Here is a 15,944-nt window from a genome sequence, read left to right on the forward strand (position 1 = left end):
GTGCCCGCCTGACCGTGGAGTGTGCGCGCCTGACCGTGGAGTGTGCGCGTCGGGCACTAGACGGCGGGGACCACCGGCGACAGATGGGCGTCGCGCCGCACCAGTGCGGCGTAGCGTCCGTCCTTGGCCAGCAACTCCTCGTGGGTGCCCCGCTCGGCGATCCGGCCGCCGTCGAGGACGACGATCTGGTCGGCGTCGCGCACGGTGGAGAGCCGGTGGGCGATGGTGATCGTGGTGCGACCGGCCGAGAGGGAGTCGATGGCCTCCTGGACGGCCTGCTCGGTGCGGGTGTCCAGGGCGCTGGTGGCTTCGTCGAGGATGAGGACGGGCGGGTCGCGCAGAATCGTGCGGGCTATGGCCAGGCGCTGCTTCTCCCCGCCGGAGAAGCGGTAGCCACGCTCTCCCACGAGGGTGTCATAGCCGTCCGGTAGGGAGGCGATGTGGTCGTGGATCTGGGCGGCCTCGGCCGCGGCCACGATCTCCTCATCGGTCGCGTCGGGCTTGGCGAAGCGCAGATTCTCGGCGACGGAGGCGTGGAAGAGGTACGTCTCCTGGGAGACGACGCCGACGGCTCGGGCGAGGGAGTCGAAGTCGAGGTCGCGCACATCCACCCCGTCGATCAGCACCCGGCCGCCGGTCACATCGTAGAGCCGGGGCACCAGATAGCTGAGGGTCGTCTTGCCGGAGCCGGTCGGTCCGACGACCGCCAGGCTGCCGCCCGCGGGGACGGTCAGATCGATGCCGCGCAGGGTGCCCTTCGACGCGGTGTTCTTCGACACGGTGTTCTTCGACGCGGTGTTCTTCGACACGGTGTTCTTCGACGCGCCCTTTGAGGGACCGGGAGGTGTGCTCTCGTAGTCGAAGTCGACGCCGTCGAAGCGGACTTCGCCGCGCACCTTCCCCAGGCGGACCGGGTCGGCGGGCTCGGTGATGTCGATCGGCAGGTCGAGGTATTCGAAGATGCGGGCGAAGAGGGCGAGGGAGGTCTGCACCTGCACACCGGTGGCCAGCAGGCTCACCGTCGGCCGGAGCAGCCCCTGCTGGAGCGAGACGAAGGCGACGAGCGTACCGATGGAGACGGCGGGACCACCGGCCTGGAGGGCGACGCCCGCGGCCCAGTAGATCAGCGCGGGCATGGCGGCCATGACGATGCCGATGGTGGACATCCGCCAGCGGCCGGCCATGTTGGAGCGCACTTCCAGGCCCACGAGGCGCTCGGACTCCTGGGCGAACTGCTGGGTCAGCGACTCGGACCGGCCCATGCTGCGGCCGAGCAGGATGCCGCTGACCGACAGGGACTCGGTGACCATGGCGGACATGGCGGCCATCTGCTTCTGGCGCTGCGAGGTGATCTTCTTGCGCTCGGCGCCGACGCGACGGCTGATCCAGACGAACACCGGCAGCAGGAGCAGGGAGACGACGGTCAGCCGCCAGTCGAGCGCGAGCATCGCGACGACGGTGGCGACCACGCTGGTGAGGTTGGAGACCAGCGAGGTCGCGGTGGAGGTGACGGTGGCCTGCATACCGCCGATGTCATTGGCGATACGGGACTGCACCTCGCCGGTGCGGGTGCGGGTGAAGAAGGCGAGCGGCATGCGCTGCAGCCGGTCGTAGACCGCGGTGCGCAGATCGTGCATCACGCGCTGGCCGACGGTGGTGGAGATCAGGGTCTGCAGAACGCCGAAGACGCTGTTGACGACGGCCGCGGCGATCATGCCGAGGGCGAGCAGGGTGAGCAGTCCGGTGCGGCCGTCGGGGATGGCGGTGTCGAGGATCTCCCGGAGGAGGAACGGCGAGGCGACCGAGACCAGCGCGGACGCGGCGACCAGCAGGCCGACCACGGCGAGGCGGCCGCGATAGGGACGGAAGAGCCGGAGGATGCGGCGCACCTGGGCGGGCCGCTCGGGCTCCTGGGCGGACGGGGTCCATGACGGAGGTGTGTCGGGGCGCATGGGCTCCTTCTGGGGTCAGGGAGGCCGGCGCGGATGATGACGGCGTGGTCGAGCCGTGGCCGCGTCGGCGCGGACTTTGAGAGCATAGCTCATTGTTACCTATACTCACAATGAACCCGGTCCTGATAAACTGCGATCATGCCCACGTCCGAGACACCCGGCCTCCTCGCGGAGCAGCTGCTGCGCCTGACCCGCAGACTGCAGCGCGCCCAGAAGCGCTATATGGAGCCGCTGGGCATCACCCCCGCCCAGTCCCGCCTGCTGCGCACCGTCGCCCATGACGACCAGCCGCCGCGGATGGCGGACCTGGCCCAGCGCCTCGAGGTGGTCCCACGCGCCGTGACGACGCTGGTGGACGCCCTGGAGGCGCATGGCTCGGTGCGGCGCGTACCGGATCCGACCAACCGCCGGGTAGTGCGCGTCGAGCTCACCGACACCGGGCGCTCGACGCTGCGTGCGCTGCGCGAGGCGCGCCGGGCCGCCGCTGAGGACATCCTGGCGCCGCTCAGCGATCAGCAGCGCGAGGCGCTGGGCGAGCTGCTGGACACCCTGTCCGGCGCCCCGGACCACCGCTGCTGAGATCTGGGCGGCCGCACCGCCGACGCCCTGGTGCCGCGCTCAGGCGGCCAGGTGCGCCTTGTCCCCCATGACCACCACCGGGTGCAGCTTGGGGTCGAGATTCTTCAGCAGATACTCCATACCGGACTTGGGGAGGCTGACACAGGCCGAAGTGCCGCTGCCGTGATCCATGTGCAACCAGATGCTGCCGCCCTTGCTCTGCCCTTCGGGCCGGGTCTGGTCCAGCGGCGAGGTGCCCTTGACGCGGTTGTAGTCAATGGCGATGACGTAGTTGAAGTCCGTCCAGTGGGACTTGGGCCAGTAGTGGGGCGCGGCGAAGGAGCCGGACGCCGTGTACGGCAGCCGGGCGCCGGGGTCGGGCAGCACACCGCCCGCGTCGCTGAGCGTGTAGACCCCGACCGGGCTGCGCTTGTCGCCCTCGTGATGGTTCGTCGTCCAGCCGCGTTTGCCGTTGTGCGCGGTCCAACTGCGCGTCCGCTCCCATGCCTTGCCCTGCTTGGTGTAGAGGACCACGGTCGCGTCCCCGGAGTTCACCCCTTTGCCGTAGACCGCCACGACCTGACGGGACTGGTCCGGGATCCGGGACTGGAGCTTGTCCCCCACGTCCGGGATACGCGTGGGATCCGGCCTGGGCGCCCCGCTGCGCAGCGCTTGTTTGCCCTGGTCCGCGCCTTTGTCACCACCGCTGTCACCGCCGCCGTCGCCGCAGGCCGTGAGGAGGACGAGGGCCGCGGCGGCCGCGGCCGCCGCACGCATGGACATCGTGCCGGAAATTCGCATGTCCCCATGGTCCCACCCGCATAGGACAGTGCGGCATGCGGGATTGGCGTGTTCCGGCCGGTCCCGGGAAAACCAGTTGAATTCCGCACGTGAGAACGTCAGCCTTGCACGTCTCCCGCCCTCCCCTCCCTCCGCCGCCCGCCCGACCTTGGGACGTCATGCACATTCGCGATCTTCCGTACCCCGATCCCGGCCGACCCGACGTGCGGTCAGGTCCGAGGTTTCTCTTCTGGCTGGGCAGGAATCAGCTGGGCGGGCAGGTCAAGGCGGCCCTCTGGGGTCTGGTGCACATGGCCGCGCTGGTGTCCTTCCCGCTCGCCATCGGCTTCGGTGTGCAGGCGGTGGTGGATCGCTCAGGCTCCCGGCTGGCGATGGCCGGGGCGCTGATGGTGGGGCTCACCGTGCTCACCGCGCTGGGGGACGCCATGCTGCACCGTGCGGCGGTCACCAACTGGATCACGGCGGCGGCCCGGGTACAGCAGTTGCTGGCCCGCAAGGCGGTGGAACTGGGGTCCACGCTCACCCGGAAGGTGGCGGCTGGTGAGGTCGTCGCCGTCTCCACGGGCGATGTCGAGAAGATCGGCTGGTTTGTGGAGGCCCTGTCCCGATTCACCGCTGCCGCGATCACCACCGTCGCGCTCTGCGTGGCGCTGGTGCTCTACCAGCCCGCGCTGGGAGTGGTGGTGGCGGTTGGTGTGCCCGCGCTGGCGCTGGCCGTACTGCCGCTGCTGCCGCGCGCGGCGCGCCGGGCCGACGACCAGCGGGAGAAGGCGGGCCGGGCCACCGAGCTGGCCTCGGACACCGTGGCCGGGCTGCGGGTGCTGCGGGGCATCGGCGGCGAGCAGTTGTTCCTGGGCCGCTACCGGAGCGCCTCGCAGGAGGTGCGGGTCGCGGCGGTGCGCAGCGCGCGGATGTGGGCGCTGATCGCGGCGGTGCAGGTGGCGCTGCCGGGGCTGCTGCTGATCGGTGTGGTCTGGTACGGGGCGTCGCTGGCCGGCGAGGGGCGGATCGAGGTGGGCGAGCTGGTCACCGTCTACAGCGCGGTCACCTTTCTGCTCTTCCCGCTGCGGCACTTCGAGGAGATCGCCATGGCGTACTCCTTCTCCCGGCCCTCCGCGCGGCGCGCGGCCCGGGTGCTGGCGCTGCGGCGCTCCTCCGCGGACGGCGAGGGCGCGGCCGCCGCAGCCATCGTGGCCACTGCGGCCACCGCGGCATCCGTGGACGGCGCGGCATCCGTGGACGGCGGCGGGCGCGCGGAAACGCATGAGGCCGCCGCATCGCTCGGCGGGGATCTGTACGACCCGGTGAGCGGGATGCTGGCGCCGAGCGGAGTGCTGACCGCGGTGGTGTGCGGCGACCCGGACGCGGCCGGGCGGCTGGCGGACCGGCTGGGCGGGCATCCCGCAGACGGCGGCCCGGGCGCCGGGGGCCAGGGCGGGGCGCCGTCGGCGCTGCTCGGCGGGGTCGCCCTGGACGGGGTGGCGCTGGCCTCGGCGCGCACGGCGGTGCTGGTGCAGGACAAGGACCCGGTGCTGCTGTCGGGGACGCTCGCCGAGCTGCTGGATGTGCCGAGGTCCGGGGAGGTCTCGGCGGAGAAGGCGCTCGAGGCCGCCCAGTGCGGCGATGTGCTGGAGGCGCTGGCGCAGGCGTCGGCGGCCGACGAGGGGGACGCCGACCCCATGCGCACCCGGATCACCGAGCGCGGCCGCTCGCTGTCGGGTGGCCAGCGGCAGCGGCTGGCGCTGGCCCGCTCGCTGGTGACCGATCCGGAGGTGCTGGTGCTGGACGAGCCGACCTCCGCGGTGGACTCGCACACCGAGGCGCGGATCGCCGACGGGGTGCGGAAGCTGCGGACGGGCCGGACCACCATCGTGTTCACCTCCAGCCCACTGGTACTGGACCGGGCGGACCGGGTGGTGTTCGTGGCCGACGGCGAGGCGGCGGGGGTGGGCACCCACCGTGAACTGCTGGGCGCCGACCCCACGTATCGCGCGGTCGTCACCCGCGAGACGGACGACGAGACCGCCGCGCGGAGGCCCGGCCGGTCCACCGGGCCGGCCGGCCACGGCCTGGGGGATATCGCGCGGAAGGACACCGCGCGCGAGAACACCGCGCGGGAAGACATCGGGCGGATCGAGGAACAGATCGAGGAGTCGGCATGATCGGCGTGGCACCGCCCGCCTATGACCCGGCCGCACCGGAGTCGGCGACGACGCTGCCGGTCGGCACGCCCACCACCGTGCGGGCCTATGTGCGTGAGCTGCTGCGGCGGCACCGGGCCGCCTTCACCGTGCTGATGGTCGTGAACGCGACCGCGGTGCTCGCCTCCATGGTCGGCCCGCAACTGCTGGGCGGCGTGGTCGAGGACCTCTCCCAGGGCGAGAAGGACCTCCACATCGGGCGCACCGTGGCGCTGTTCGCGGTGGCGCTGGTGGTGCAGACCGTGTTCGTCCGGCTGGTGCGGCTGCGCGGGGCGGTGCTCGGCGAGCAGATGCTGGCCGATCTGCGGGAGGACTTTCTCGTACGGTCGGTGGGTCTGCCCCCGGGGGTGCTGGAGCGGGCCGGGACCGGGGATCTGCTGTCCCGGATCACCACCGATGTCGACCGGCTGGCGAACGCGATGCGCGAGGCCGTGCCGCAGCTCGCCATCGGTGTGCTGTGGACCGGACTGCTGCTCGGCGCGCTGACCCTGACCGCTCCCCCACTGGGCCTCGCGGTGCTGGTGGCGCTTCCGGTGCTGGTGATCGGCTGTCGGTGGTACTTCCGCCGCGCGCCGAGCGCCTACCGCTCGGAGGCGGCAGGGTACGCGGCGGTGTCGGCGTCCCTCACCGAGAGCGTGGACGCCGGGCGGACCATCGAGGCCCACCGGCTGGGCGACCGGCGGATCGCCCAGTCCGAGCTGCGCATCCGGCAGTGGACGGCGTGGGAGCGCTACACCCTCTGGCTGCGCTCGGTCCTCTTCCCGGTGATCAATGTGAGCTACACGCTGATCACCGGTTCGGTGCTGATGATCGGCGGTCTGTGTGTGATGCGGGGCTGGATGTCGATCGGCGAGCTGACCACCGGGGCGCTGCTGTCGCAGATGCTGGTCGAGCCGATCGGGCTGATCCTGCGCTGGTACGACGAGCTGCAGGTCGCGCAGGTGTCGCTGGCCCGGCTGGTGGGGGTGCGGGAGATCGAGGAGGGCCCCGCCGACGAGGGCGTGGTCCCCGGTGGCCGGGAGGTGCGCGCGGACGACGTGCGGTTCGGCTACCACGAGGGCAGCGATGTGCTGCACGAGGTCTCCATGAAGGTGGCCCCGGGGACGCGGCTGGCGCTGGTGGGCCCGTCCGGGGCGGGGAAGTCCACCCTGGGGCGGCTGCTGGCCGGGATCTACTCCCCGCGCACCGGCCGGGTGACCCTGGGCGGTGCGGAGCTGGCGCGGATGCCGGCCGAGCGGGTCCGGGAGCATGTGGCCCTGGTCAACCAGGAGCACCATGTCTTCGTGGGCTCGCTGCGGGACAATCTGCTGCTGGCCCGCGCCTGCGCCGAGGACGCCGAGCTGTGGGCGGCACTGGGCGCGGTGGACGCCGACGGCTGGGCCCGCGCGCTGGACGAGGGCCTGGACACCGAGGTCGGCTCGGGCGGTCTCGCGCTCACCCCCGCGCAGGCGCAGCAGATCGCGCTGGCCCGGCTGGTGCTGGCCGATCCGCATACGCTGGTGCTGGACGAGGCCACCTCGCTGCTGGACCCGCGGGCGGCGCGTCATCTGGAGCGGTCGCTGGGCCGGGTGCTGGAGGGCAGGACCGTGGTCGCGATCGCCCACCGGCTGCACACGGCGCATGACGCGGATGTGATCGCCGTGGTGGAGCGCGGCCGGATCACCGAGCTGGGCAGCCATGACGAACTCGTCACGGCGGACGGGGCGTACGCCGCGCTGTGGCGCTCCTGGCATCAGTAGCGGGAGGGGTGGCCGCGCCCCGGCGTGGCCACCCCGGTCCCCTCCGGGACCGCCCGGGTCCCGTCCAGGGCCACCCCGGTCCCCTCCGGGACCGCCCGGGTCCTGGAGGGGGTTCAGATCACGCCGAGGGCGGCGAGTCCGCCCATGCCACCGAGCAGCATGAAGACCGGCATCAGCACCTTCAATTCGACCCAGCTGCCGGCCCGGAACCGCATTCCCTTCGGCGGACCGAGCGGGTACCAGCGCTTGCGGCCGATCGGGATGGGCCACAGGATCGGGCAGCCGGAGACGGTGAGCGCGTCCCCGATGTCGTGGACCAATGCGCCGAGCACGATCGGCAGGCCCAGCCAGAGGTACTCCTGGCCCGGTGCGGTGAACAGCCAGTCCGAGCCATTGCCGGGCTTGTGCAGCACATCGGCGAGGATCCAGGCACTGGCCGCTCCGAGCAGCCACACCAGAACATCGCTGGAGACCCGCGCCGCCCGCCACAGCAGACCCTCGACGGCCAGCACCATATGCACGAAGAGGACGCCCAGCACCGCCCAGCGGCCGCCGATCATCGCGAGCGCCGAGGCTCCGGCGCCGATCAGCACCGCCCATACCCAGGTGTGGGTCAGGGTGCGGTGACCGCCGGAGCGGCGCGGGTCGCCCGCCTTCCTGGTCGACTTGTAGACCGAGTACGAGATCTTGTCGATCACCTCGCACAGAGCCCGCGATATGGGCCCGAAGGCGCGCGATATGGTCGCCGCCTTGTGGTCGAGATCGGGGGCGAGCGCCGCTCCCGCGCAGATCAGCGCGCCGGTGACCAGCACCGGCCAGGGCATCGCGTGGTCGGCCGCCGCGGCCGCCGCCCCCACCCCCAGCCAGGCCGCCGCCCCGGACAGCGAATGCGCCGGTCCCATCATGGTCGTACCCCGCCCCTGTTCTTTCCCGCTTCCGAGCGGGAGTTGACTGCTTCGGCCCGGCACAGCCTAGCGGCGGACGATCTTCGCGCGTACAGCCGGTTCCCGTCCCGGCGGGGAAACCAGGCAGTATAGGTACGTGACTCTTATCGATCAGCTGCCGAGCGACGCCGACCCCGACGCACTTTTCGAGGCGTTCTCCACCTGGGTCGAGGAGCGGGGCATCTCGCTGTACCCCGCCCAGGAGGAAGCGCTGATCGAGGTGGTGTCCGGGGCGAATGTGATCCTTTCGACCCCCACCGGCTCGGGCAAGAGCCTGGTGGCGGCGGGTGCCCATTTCGCCGCGCTCGCCCGGGACGAGGTCACCTTCTACACCGCGCCGATCAAGGCCCTGGTCTCGGAGAAGTTCTTCGAGCTGTGCAAGCTCTTCGGCACCGAGAACGTCGGGATGCTGACCGGCGACGCGTCGGTCAACGCGGACGCGCCGGTCATCTGCTGTACGGCCGAGGTGCTGGCGTCCATCGCCCTGCGGGACGGCAAGGACGCCGATATCGGCCAGGTGGTGATGGACGAGTTCCACTTCTACGCGGAGCCGGACCGGGGCTGGGCGTGGCAGATCCCGCTGCTGGAGCTGCCACAGGCGCAGTTCATCCTGATGTCGGCGACGCTCGGTGATGTGAGCCGGTTCGAGGAGGACCTGAACCGGCGCACCGGGCGGTCCACCGCGGTCGTGCGGTCCGCGACCCGGCCGGTACCGCTGAGCTACGAGTACCGGACGACGCCGCTGACCGAGACGCTGACCGAGCTGCTGGAGACCCAGCAGGCGCCCGTCTACATCGTGCACTTCACCCAGGCGGCGGCGGTCGAGCGGGCCCAGGCGCTGATGAGCATCAATATGTGCTCGCGCGCCGAGAAGGACGAGATCGCCTCGCTGATCGGCAATTTCCGGTTCACCACCAAGTTCGGCCGCAACCTGTCCCGTTACGTCCGGCACGGGATCGGTGTGCACCACGCGGGCATGCTGCCCAAGTACCGACGGTTGGTGGAGAAGCTGGCGCAGGCCGGGCTGCTCAAGGTCATCTGCGGTACGGACACCCTGGGCGTGGGCGTCAACGTGCCCATCCGCACCGTCCTGTTCACCGCGCTGACGAAGTACGACGGTCAGCGGGTGCGGACGCTGCGGGCCCGGGAGTTCCACCAGATCGCCGGCCGGGCCGGACGGGCCGGTTTCGACACCGCGGGCTTTGTGGTGGCGCAGGCGCCCGAGCACGTCATCGAGAACGAGAAGGCGCTCGCGAAGGCCGGGGACGATCCGAAGAAGCGCCGCAAGGTGGTCCGCAAGAAGGCGCCGGAGGGCTTCGTCAACTGGGGTCAGAACACCTTCGAAAAGCTCATCGCCTCCGAACCCGAGCCGCTCACCTCCCGGTTCCGGGTCACCCACGCGATGCTGCTGTCGGTCATCGCCCGTCCCGGTAACGCGTTCCAGGGGATGCGCCACCTGCTGGAGGACAACCACGAGCCGCGCAAGAACCAGCTGCGGCACATCCGCCGGGCGATCGCGATCTACCGCTCGCTGCTGGACGGCGGGGTGGTCGAGCAGGTGAAGCCGCAGGACACCGACGGCGAGGACGGGGGCGCCCCGATCGTCCGGCTGACGGTGGATCTGCAGCAGGACTTCGCGCTCAACCAGCCGCTGTCCACCTTCGCGCTGGCCGCCTTCGAGCTGCTGGACCCCGAATCGCCCTCCTACGCCCTGGACATGGTCTCGGTCGTGGAGTCGACGCTGGACGACCCCCGGCAGATCCTGGCGGCGCAGCAGAACAAGGCGCGCGGTGAGGCGGTGGCCGCGATGAAGGCGGACGGCGTCGAGTACGAGGAGCGCATGGAGCGGCTCCAGGACATCTCGTACCCCAAGCCGCTGGAGGAGCTGCTCTTCCACGCCTACGGGCTCTACCGCAAGAGCCATCCCTGGGTCGGCGACCATCCGCTCTCGCCCAAGTCGGTGATCCGCGACATGTACGAGCGGGCGATGACCTTCACCGAGTTCACCTCGTTCTACGACCTGGCGCGGACCGAGGGCATTGTGCTGCGCTACCTGGCCAGCGCCTTCAAGGCCCTGGACCACACCGTGCCGGACGATCTGAAGTCCGATGACTTCCAGGACATCATCGCCTGGCTCGGCGAGATGGTGCGGCAGGTCGACTCCAGCCTCCTGGACGAGTGGGAGCAGCTGGCCAACCCGGAGGAGGAGTCGGCGGAGGAGGCCCAGGAGCGCGCCGACCAGGTCAGGCCGGTCACCGCCAACGCCCGCGCCTTCCGCGTGCTGGTGCGCAACGCCATGTTCCGCCGGGTGGAGCTGGCCGCGCTGGACAAGGTCGCCGAGCTCGGGGAGATGGACGCCGACTCGGGCTGGGACGAGGACGCCTGGGCGGAGGCACTGGACGGGTACTGGGAGGAGTACGAGGAGCTCGGCACCGGAGCACAGGCCCGCGGGCCGAAGCTGCTGCGGATCGAGGAGGACCCCGAGCACGGTCTGTGGCGGGTGCGGCAGACCTTCGACGACCCGAACGGCGACCACGACTGGGGCATCTCGGCGGAGGTCGACCTCACCGCCTCCGACGAGGAGGGCCGGGCGGTGGTCCGGGTCACCGACGTGGGCCAACTGTAGCCTCCTGGACGCGGTCCGCACCGGGGACCGGCCCGGCCCCCACAGTGAAGGAGCACGACCGATGACCAATCCCGCCGAACGCCTGGTCGATCTGCTCGACCTGGAACGGATCGAGCTGGACATCTTCCGCGGCCGCAGCCCCGATGAGTCGCTGCAGCGGGTGTTCGGCGGGCAGGTGGCGGGCCAGGCGCTGGTGGCCGCCGGGCGGACCACCGACGGGGAGCGTCCAGTGCACTCGCTGCACGCGTACTTCCTGCGGCCGGGGCGGCCGGGCGTGCCCATCGTGTACCAGGTGGAGCGGGTCCGGGACGGGCGCTCCTTCACCACCCGCCGGGTCGTCGCCATCCAGCAGGGTCGCACGATCTTCAATTTGACGGCCTCCTTTCACTCTCCTGAGCCGGGTATCGAGCAGCAGCTCCCGATGCCGGATGTGCCCGGCCCGGAGGGTCTGCCGACCCTCGCCGACGAGGTCCGCGCCCATCTGGGCACGCTCCCCGAGGCGTTCGCCCGCATGGAGCGCCGGCAGCCCTTCGACATCCGCTATGTGGAGCGGCTGCGCTGGACCGACGAGGAGCTCAGGGGCGCGGAACCGCGCAGCGCCGTATGGATGCGCGCGGTGGGGCCGCTCGGGGACGACCCGCTGGTGCACACCTGTGCGCTCACCTATGCGAGCGACATGATGCTGCTGGACGCGGTGCGGGTGCCGGTCGAGCCGCTGTGGGGCCCACGGGGCTTCGACATGGCCTCGCTCGATCACGCCATGTGGTTCCACCGGCCGTTCCGCACCGATGAGTGGTTTCTCTACGAGCAGGAGTCACCCGTGGCCACGGGCGGCCGGGGACTGGCGCGCGGCCGGATCTACGACCGTGCGGGGCGGCTTCTGGTGTCCGTGGTGCAAGAGGGACTGTTTCGTCCGCTGCGGCCCGCCGAAGGTGCCGCTGACGGCGGCTGAGCCCCACCGTGGTGTGCCCCACCGTGGTGTGCCCCACCGTGGTGTGCCCCACCGTGGTGTGCCCCACCGTGGTGTGCCGCGCCGTGGTGCGGCCCATCGGGACGTACCGCATCGGGACGTACCGCATCGGGTCTCATCGCCTGCCGATCAGCTTCCGCCACAGGCCCCGCGGACGGCCCGGAACCGGGGTGCGGTCATCGAACGCGGGCTCCGGCCCGGCGTCCGGGCGCGGCGCGGACCGTGCCCGGCGGGCGTCGTCCAGCGACGAGGCGAGGGCGGCTCGATAGCGCCGGATCTCCCGTGGGTCGTCCGCCGTGACCACCGCGTCGATGACATCCCGGACCGCGCCGGCCTCGGGGCGCATCCGGACGAGTGCGGGACGGAGCTCCCGCAGATGGGCCCGCTCGTAGGGGTCGGCCACGGCCGAGGCCAGCTCGACGGAGCCAAGCACCGAGGCCAGCACCGCGGCCCGCGCCCAGGGGTCCTCGGTCTGGGCGAGCAGCTGGCCGATCCTGCGGCCGCGCCATTTGGCGGCCCGCCAGTCCTCCCCGGCGGCCAAGGCGGCGCTCAGCCCCGGCGGAGTGCGGCCGCTCAGCAACTCCGGCTGCCTGACGGCGAACTCAGTCAGATCCGACGCCAGATAGAGCCATACGACGGCCCGATAGCGATTGACATAGAACCGGACGGGGGCGAAGAAACCCCCGCGCGCGAGGCGGGTCAGCCGCCCCTGGGTGATGCCGAGCAGCTCCGCGCTCTCTGCCGTGCCGACCACGCGGAGACGGGCGATGAGCGCTTCCGGAAAGCCCTCGGCAGCGGTCACCCGCCTCAACTCCTCGCACGCCACCCGTCGGCCCGGACCGGTGGTGACGGTGCGCACTTCCCCCAACTGAACGGCCAGCTCGAACTCCCGCGTGCTGAGCCCCAGCGCCCGGGCCGCCGCGCCGAACGCGACGCTCTCGCCCGATCCGCCCAGCCCTGCCGGCCCCGCCGGCCCGCCAGGGTCTCCCGGCCCGCTCGCCCGTCCCGGTACGCTCGGCTCGCCGAGCCACTCCGGGCTCCACGGCCCCTGGCTCTCCCGCAGCTCCTGATCCACCCGCACTGCCATGCGACGTCCTCCCCCGCACTGCCTCAATCACTGACAGTGACGACGATAGCCGCGAAGCAAGATGCCCGGTCAGGCCTGTGGATAACTTCTGCGCGGCATCAGCTGGGTGCGCCGCTCTCCTGCCTGGCCTCGACTCCCAGATGCTCCCCCACCCGGTTGACCAGCAGCGTCATCTCGTAGGCGACCTGCCCCACATCCGCGTCCGGACCGGTGAGCACGCACAGACAGCTGCCGTCCCCCGCCGCCGTGACGAAGAGGACGCCCTCGTCGAATTCGACCATCGTCTGCCGCACCCGGCCCGTCCGGAAGTGGTGCCCGGACCCCTTGGCGAGGCTGTGCAGCCCGGACGCCACCGCGGCCAGGTGCTCGGCGTCCTGGCGCACCAGCGTGGAACTCGCCCCCGTCACCAGCCCGTCGTTGGACAGCACCAACGCGTGCCGTATCTCCGCGATCCGCTCGGTCAGGTCGTCCAGTAACCAGTCGAGCCCCTTGTTCACTGCCATATCCGATTCCTCCCCGATTCCCCTTCAGCTGCGTGCCAGCCTTTCTCACTGCCGCCGTCTGGGCAACCCGCCCCGCCCGGCACCCCACGCTTGTGCGCTGATTGACGCAGGATGGGGACATGGCACAGAACATGACCAAGGATCAGTGGCAGAAGTTCGTCACGGAGGGCACCCGCACCGCGAAGCTGGCGACCGTGCGAGCCGACGGAAGTCCGCATCTCGCCCCCGTGTGGTTTCTGCTCGACGGCGACGACCTCGTCTTCAACACAGGTCAGGAGACGGTGAAGGGACGGAACTTGGCCCGGGACGGCCGGCTCACCATCTGTGTGGACGACGACAGGCCGCCGTTCGCCTTCGTCACCCTGCGGGGACACGCCGAACTCATCGACGATCTGGGGCAGGTCCGCGACTGGGCCACCCGGATCGCCGCCCGTTACATGGGCGAGGACCGGGCCGAGGAGTACGGCGCTCGCAACGGCGTGCCGGGCGAGCTGCTGGTCAGGGTGCGTATCGACAAGGTGCTCGCACTCTCCGGAGTCGCCGAGTAGCGGTATTCGACCGAAATCCATCCCTTCATGACGCACCCCCGCCCATCCGACGTTTACGGGCGCATGAGGACCTTTATCGCACCGTCCTCCTTGTGCTGGAACATCTCATAGGCGCGGGGTGCCTCCTCCAGCGGTACGCGATGGGTGGCGAACCCGTCGACGCCCAGCGGGTCGTCGTCCGTCAGCAGCGGGAAGATTTCACCGGCCCAGCGCCGCACGTTCGCCTGGCCCATCCGCAGCTGGATCTGCTTGTCGAACATGGTCATCAGCGGCAGCGGATCGGCCATCCCGCCATAGACCCCGCTGAGGGAGATGGTTCCGCCGCGCCGCACCAGCGCGATGGCCAGCCGCAGTGCCGCCAGCCGGTCGACCCCGGCCTTCTCCGTGAGCTTGGCGGCCCATTCCCGCGGCAGGAGACCCGTGGCCCGCTGGGCGGTCCGGCCCAGCGGGCTGCCGTGGGCCTCCGTGCCCACCGCGTCGATGACCGCGTCCGGTCCGCGGCCGCCGGTGGTGGAGAGGACGGCCTCGACCAGGTCCTCCTGGCCGGAGAAGTCATTGAGGTCATGGACCTCGACGCCGTCGCCGCGCGCCCGGCGCAGCCGTTCGGGGACGAGGTCCACACCGATGACCCGTTCGGCCAGACCCTGGACCTTCGCCACCCGGCAGGCCATGAGCCCGATGGGGCCCAGCCCCAGGACCGCGAGCGTGCCACCGCGCGGCACCTCCGCGTACTCGACCGCCTGCCATGCCGTGGGCAGCACGTCGGACAGATAGACGAAGCGGTCGTCGTGGACTCCTTCGGGCACCTTGATCGGGCCGTACTGGGCCTGCGGCACCCTCACGTATTCCGCCTGGCCGCCGGCGACCGCGCCGTAGAGCTTGGTGTAGCCGAAGAGCTCCGCCCCCATGCCGTGCTCGGCGACCTGGGTGGTCTCGCACTGGGTCGGCAGACCAGAACGGCACATCCAGCAGTGTCCGCAGGCGATCTGGAACGGGACCACCACACGGTCGCCCGGCTTGATGTGCGCCACCTCCGGGCCCGTCTCCTCCACGAGGCCCATCGGCTCGTGGCCGAGGATGTCGCCGGGGGTCATGAACGGCGTGAGCACCTCGTACAGATGCAGGTCGGACCCGCACAGCCCCGTGGTGGTGATCCGGACGATCGCGTCCGTCGGCTCCTTGATGATGGGGTCGGGCACCGTCTCGACCCGCACATCATGTCGGCCCTGCCAGGTCACCGCTCGCATCGCCGCATCCCTTCGCCGTGGTCGTCGAAATGATCTTCCGAGGGCCGTTGCGGGTACCCCGGCGCATCCGGCCGAACCGTCGGCGGGACCATGGGCGGCGCCGCCGGTCCACCAGGTCCACGAGCCGGGTCGTCTCCTCGGCGACCACGGCCGGCTCGGCGCCCGCGGTGCCCAGCACGGCCAGGCACGCGCCGCCGGCGAGCGCCGTGACGAAGAGGGTGCCCGCCGCCATCTCGATCATTGTGCGCCGCGACTGGCCGCCGCGCCCCCGGCGCCCCGCGCTCGCGGCGATGCCGTGGAATCCGGAGGCGACGGCGGCCAGATGCTCGGCCTCATGGCGGGAGAGGCCACCGGAGGCGCTGACGGTGGCCCCGTCCCGGGAGAGCACCACGGCATGGCGTACGCATGCGGCCCCGGCCACCAGATCGTCAAGGATCCGGTCGAGATCGGCCATGGAACGATCGGCGGTGCTGCGCGGCTTGGTCATGGGCGGTCTCCCTCGGTCGGGATGCGCCGCGCCGGGCGGCGCTCCGGGTGTCCCCCTGGGCCAGGGACGCTAGCCCCGGCGGGGGCGCACATTGAGGGCGCATTACGGAACCTGTTGAAAATTGACAGAGTCAGATGCCAGAGCGATCGATGAGCGTCCGAATCTGCACTCGATGCGGGCGTAGGCTGCATGCTCAGCGCAGCGCTTCACCGTCGTATCCAAAGCGGCGCTTCACCGCCGTATCCAAAGCGGCGCTTCACCGTCGTATCCAAAGCGGCGCT

The 15,944-nt window shown here is 71.1% G+C and carries 13 protein-coding genes; 6 read left to right on the plus strand and 7 right to left on the minus strand.

All coding sequences use genetic code 11. The annotated features are described in order from the left end of the window. Positions 1 to 56: 56 nt before the first annotated feature. The gene (locus NP777_RS20995) at positions 57 to 1,952 is read right to left on the minus strand and encodes an ABC transporter ATP-binding protein (protein WP_256651713.1); all 1,896 of its coding nucleotides are present in this window, start codon (positions 1,950 to 1,952) and stop codon (positions 57 to 59) included. 138 nt (positions 1,953 to 2,090) lie between these two features. Between NP777_RS20995 and NP777_RS21000 the strand changes: the two genes are divergently transcribed. Further along, complete coding sequence (locus NP777_RS21000; protein ID WP_256651714.1) at positions 2,091 to 2,531, plus strand: MarR family winged helix-turn-helix transcriptional regulator; 441 nt, start codon at positions 2,091 to 2,093, stop codon at positions 2,529 to 2,531. Between the two features lie 39 nt (positions 2,532 to 2,570). Here the strand turns inward: NP777_RS21000 and NP777_RS21005 are convergent, their stop codons facing one another. Further along, entirely contained in the window at positions 2,571 to 3,311 is a 741-nt protein-coding gene (locus tag NP777_RS21005; RefSeq protein WP_256651715.1) for a L,D-transpeptidase family protein, read from the minus strand. 158 nt (positions 3,312 to 3,469) lie between these two features. On the opposite strand from NP777_RS21005, the gene NP777_RS21010 reads away from it, so the two are divergent. Next, complete coding sequence (locus tag NP777_RS21010; RefSeq protein WP_256651716.1) at positions 3,470 to 5,473, plus strand: ABC transporter transmembrane domain-containing protein; 2,004 nt, start codon at positions 3,470 to 3,472, stop codon at positions 5,471 to 5,473. Then, positions 5,470 to 7,251 carry an ABC transporter ATP-binding protein gene (locus NP777_RS21015; RefSeq protein ID WP_256651717.1) on the plus strand — a complete coding sequence of 594 codons (1,782 nt, stop codon included), beginning with the start codon at positions 5,470 to 5,472 and terminating at the stop codon, positions 7,249 to 7,251. The genes NP777_RS21010 and NP777_RS21015 overlap by 4 nt, the downstream gene beginning before the upstream one ends. A gap of 113 nt (positions 7,252 to 7,364) precedes the next feature. On the opposite strand, the gene NP777_RS21020 is transcribed toward NP777_RS21015, so the two are convergent. Beyond that, on the minus strand, positions 7,365 to 8,156 hold the full coding sequence (locus NP777_RS21020) for a metal-dependent hydrolase (protein ID WP_256651718.1): 792 nt from the start codon (positions 8,154 to 8,156) through the stop codon (positions 7,365 to 7,367). Between the two features lie 136 nt (positions 8,157 to 8,292). Between NP777_RS21020 and NP777_RS21025 the strand changes: the two genes are divergently transcribed. Both NP777_RS21025 and NP777_RS21030 read left to right on the plus strand, forming a co-directional pair. Continuing rightward, complete coding sequence (locus tag NP777_RS21025; protein WP_256651719.1) at positions 8,293 to 10,821, plus strand: DEAD/DEAH box helicase; 2,529 nt, start codon at positions 8,293 to 8,295, stop codon at positions 10,819 to 10,821. A 61-nt stretch (positions 10,822 to 10,882) separates the two neighbouring features. Continuing rightward, complete coding sequence (locus NP777_RS21030; protein WP_256651720.1) at positions 10,883 to 11,773, plus strand: acyl-CoA thioesterase; 891 nt, start codon at positions 10,883 to 10,885, stop codon at positions 11,771 to 11,773. Positions 11,774 to 11,906: 133 nt separating this feature from the next. On the opposite strand, the gene NP777_RS21035 is transcribed toward NP777_RS21030, so the two are convergent. Beyond that, positions 11,907 to 12,878: a DUF6397 family protein gene (locus tag NP777_RS21035; protein ID WP_256651721.1), complete on the minus strand. Its 972-nt coding sequence runs from the start codon at positions 12,876 to 12,878 to the stop codon at positions 11,907 to 11,909. A gap of 98 nt (positions 12,879 to 12,976) precedes the next feature. Then, positions 12,977 to 13,381, minus strand: coding sequence for a roadblock/LC7 domain-containing protein (locus NP777_RS21040; protein ID WP_256651722.1), 405 nt, complete (start codon positions 13,379 to 13,381; stop codon positions 12,977 to 12,979). Positions 13,382 to 13,500: 119 nt separating this feature from the next. On the opposite strand from NP777_RS21040, the gene NP777_RS21045 reads away from it, so the two are divergent. Next, positions 13,501 to 13,929 carry a PPOX class F420-dependent oxidoreductase gene (locus NP777_RS21045; protein ID WP_256651723.1) on the plus strand — a complete coding sequence of 143 codons (429 nt, stop codon included), beginning with the start codon at positions 13,501 to 13,503 and terminating at the stop codon, positions 13,927 to 13,929. A 53-nt stretch (positions 13,930 to 13,982) separates the two neighbouring features. Here NP777_RS21045 and NP777_RS21050 read toward each other — a convergent pair whose 3' ends face one another. Beyond that, positions 13,983 to 15,176, minus strand: a complete 1,194-nt coding sequence (locus NP777_RS21050) for a zinc-dependent alcohol dehydrogenase (protein WP_256651724.1) — start codon at positions 15,174 to 15,176, stop codon at positions 13,983 to 13,985. Further along, complete coding sequence (locus tag NP777_RS21055) at positions 15,145 to 15,663, minus strand: roadblock/LC7 domain-containing protein (protein WP_256651725.1); 519 nt, start codon at positions 15,661 to 15,663, stop codon at positions 15,145 to 15,147. Before NP777_RS21055 ends, NP777_RS21050 begins: the two co-directional genes overlap by 32 nt. Positions 15,664 to 15,944 lie beyond the last annotated feature (281 nt).

Origin of the sequence: Streptomyces rugosispiralis (assembly GCF_024505145.1) — a bacterium.
GTDB classification, from domain to species: Bacteria; Actinomycetota; Actinomycetes; order Streptomycetales; family Streptomycetaceae; genus Streptomyces; species Streptomyces rugosispiralis.

Bases quoted from the DNA above. Each gene is read 5' to 3' on its own strand.
- NP777_RS21050 (WP_256651724.1), bottom strand. From the start codon at position 15,176: ATGCGAGCGGTGACCTGGCAGGGCCGACATGATGTGCGGGTCGAGACG.
- NP777_RS21010 (WP_256651716.1), top strand. From the start codon at position 3,470: ATGCACATTCGCGATCTTCCGTACCCCGATCCCGGCCGACCCGACGTG.
- NP777_RS21020 (WP_256651718.1), bottom strand. From the start codon at position 8,156: ATGATGGGACCGGCGCATTCGCTGTCCGGGGCGGCGGCCTGGCTGGGG.
- NP777_RS21035 (WP_256651721.1), bottom strand. From the start codon at position 12,878: ATGGCAGTGCGGGTGGATCAGGAGCTGCGGGAGAGCCAGGGGCCGTGG.
- NP777_RS21055 (WP_256651725.1), bottom strand. From the start codon at position 15,663: ATGACCAAGCCGCGCAGCACCGCCGATCGTTCCATGGCCGATCTCGAC.
- NP777_RS21040 (WP_256651722.1), bottom strand. From the start codon at position 13,381: ATGGCAGTGAACAAGGGGCTCGACTGGTTACTGGACGACCTGACCGAG.
- NP777_RS21015 (WP_256651717.1), top strand. From the start codon at position 5,470: ATGATCGGCGTGGCACCGCCCGCCTATGACCCGGCCGCACCGGAGTCG.
- NP777_RS21030 (WP_256651720.1), top strand. From the start codon at position 10,883: ATGACCAATCCCGCCGAACGCCTGGTCGATCTGCTCGACCTGGAACGG.
- NP777_RS20995 (WP_256651713.1), bottom strand. From the start codon at position 1,952: ATGCGCCCCGACACACCTCCGTCATGGACCCCGTCCGCCCAGGAGCCC.
- NP777_RS21005 (WP_256651715.1), bottom strand. From the start codon at position 3,311: ATGCGAATTTCCGGCACGATGTCCATGCGTGCGGCGGCCGCGGCCGCC.
- NP777_RS21045 (WP_256651723.1), top strand. From the start codon at position 13,501: ATGGCACAGAACATGACCAAGGATCAGTGGCAGAAGTTCGTCACGGAG.
- NP777_RS21000 (WP_256651714.1), top strand. From the start codon at position 2,091: ATGCCCACGTCCGAGACACCCGGCCTCCTCGCGGAGCAGCTGCTGCGC.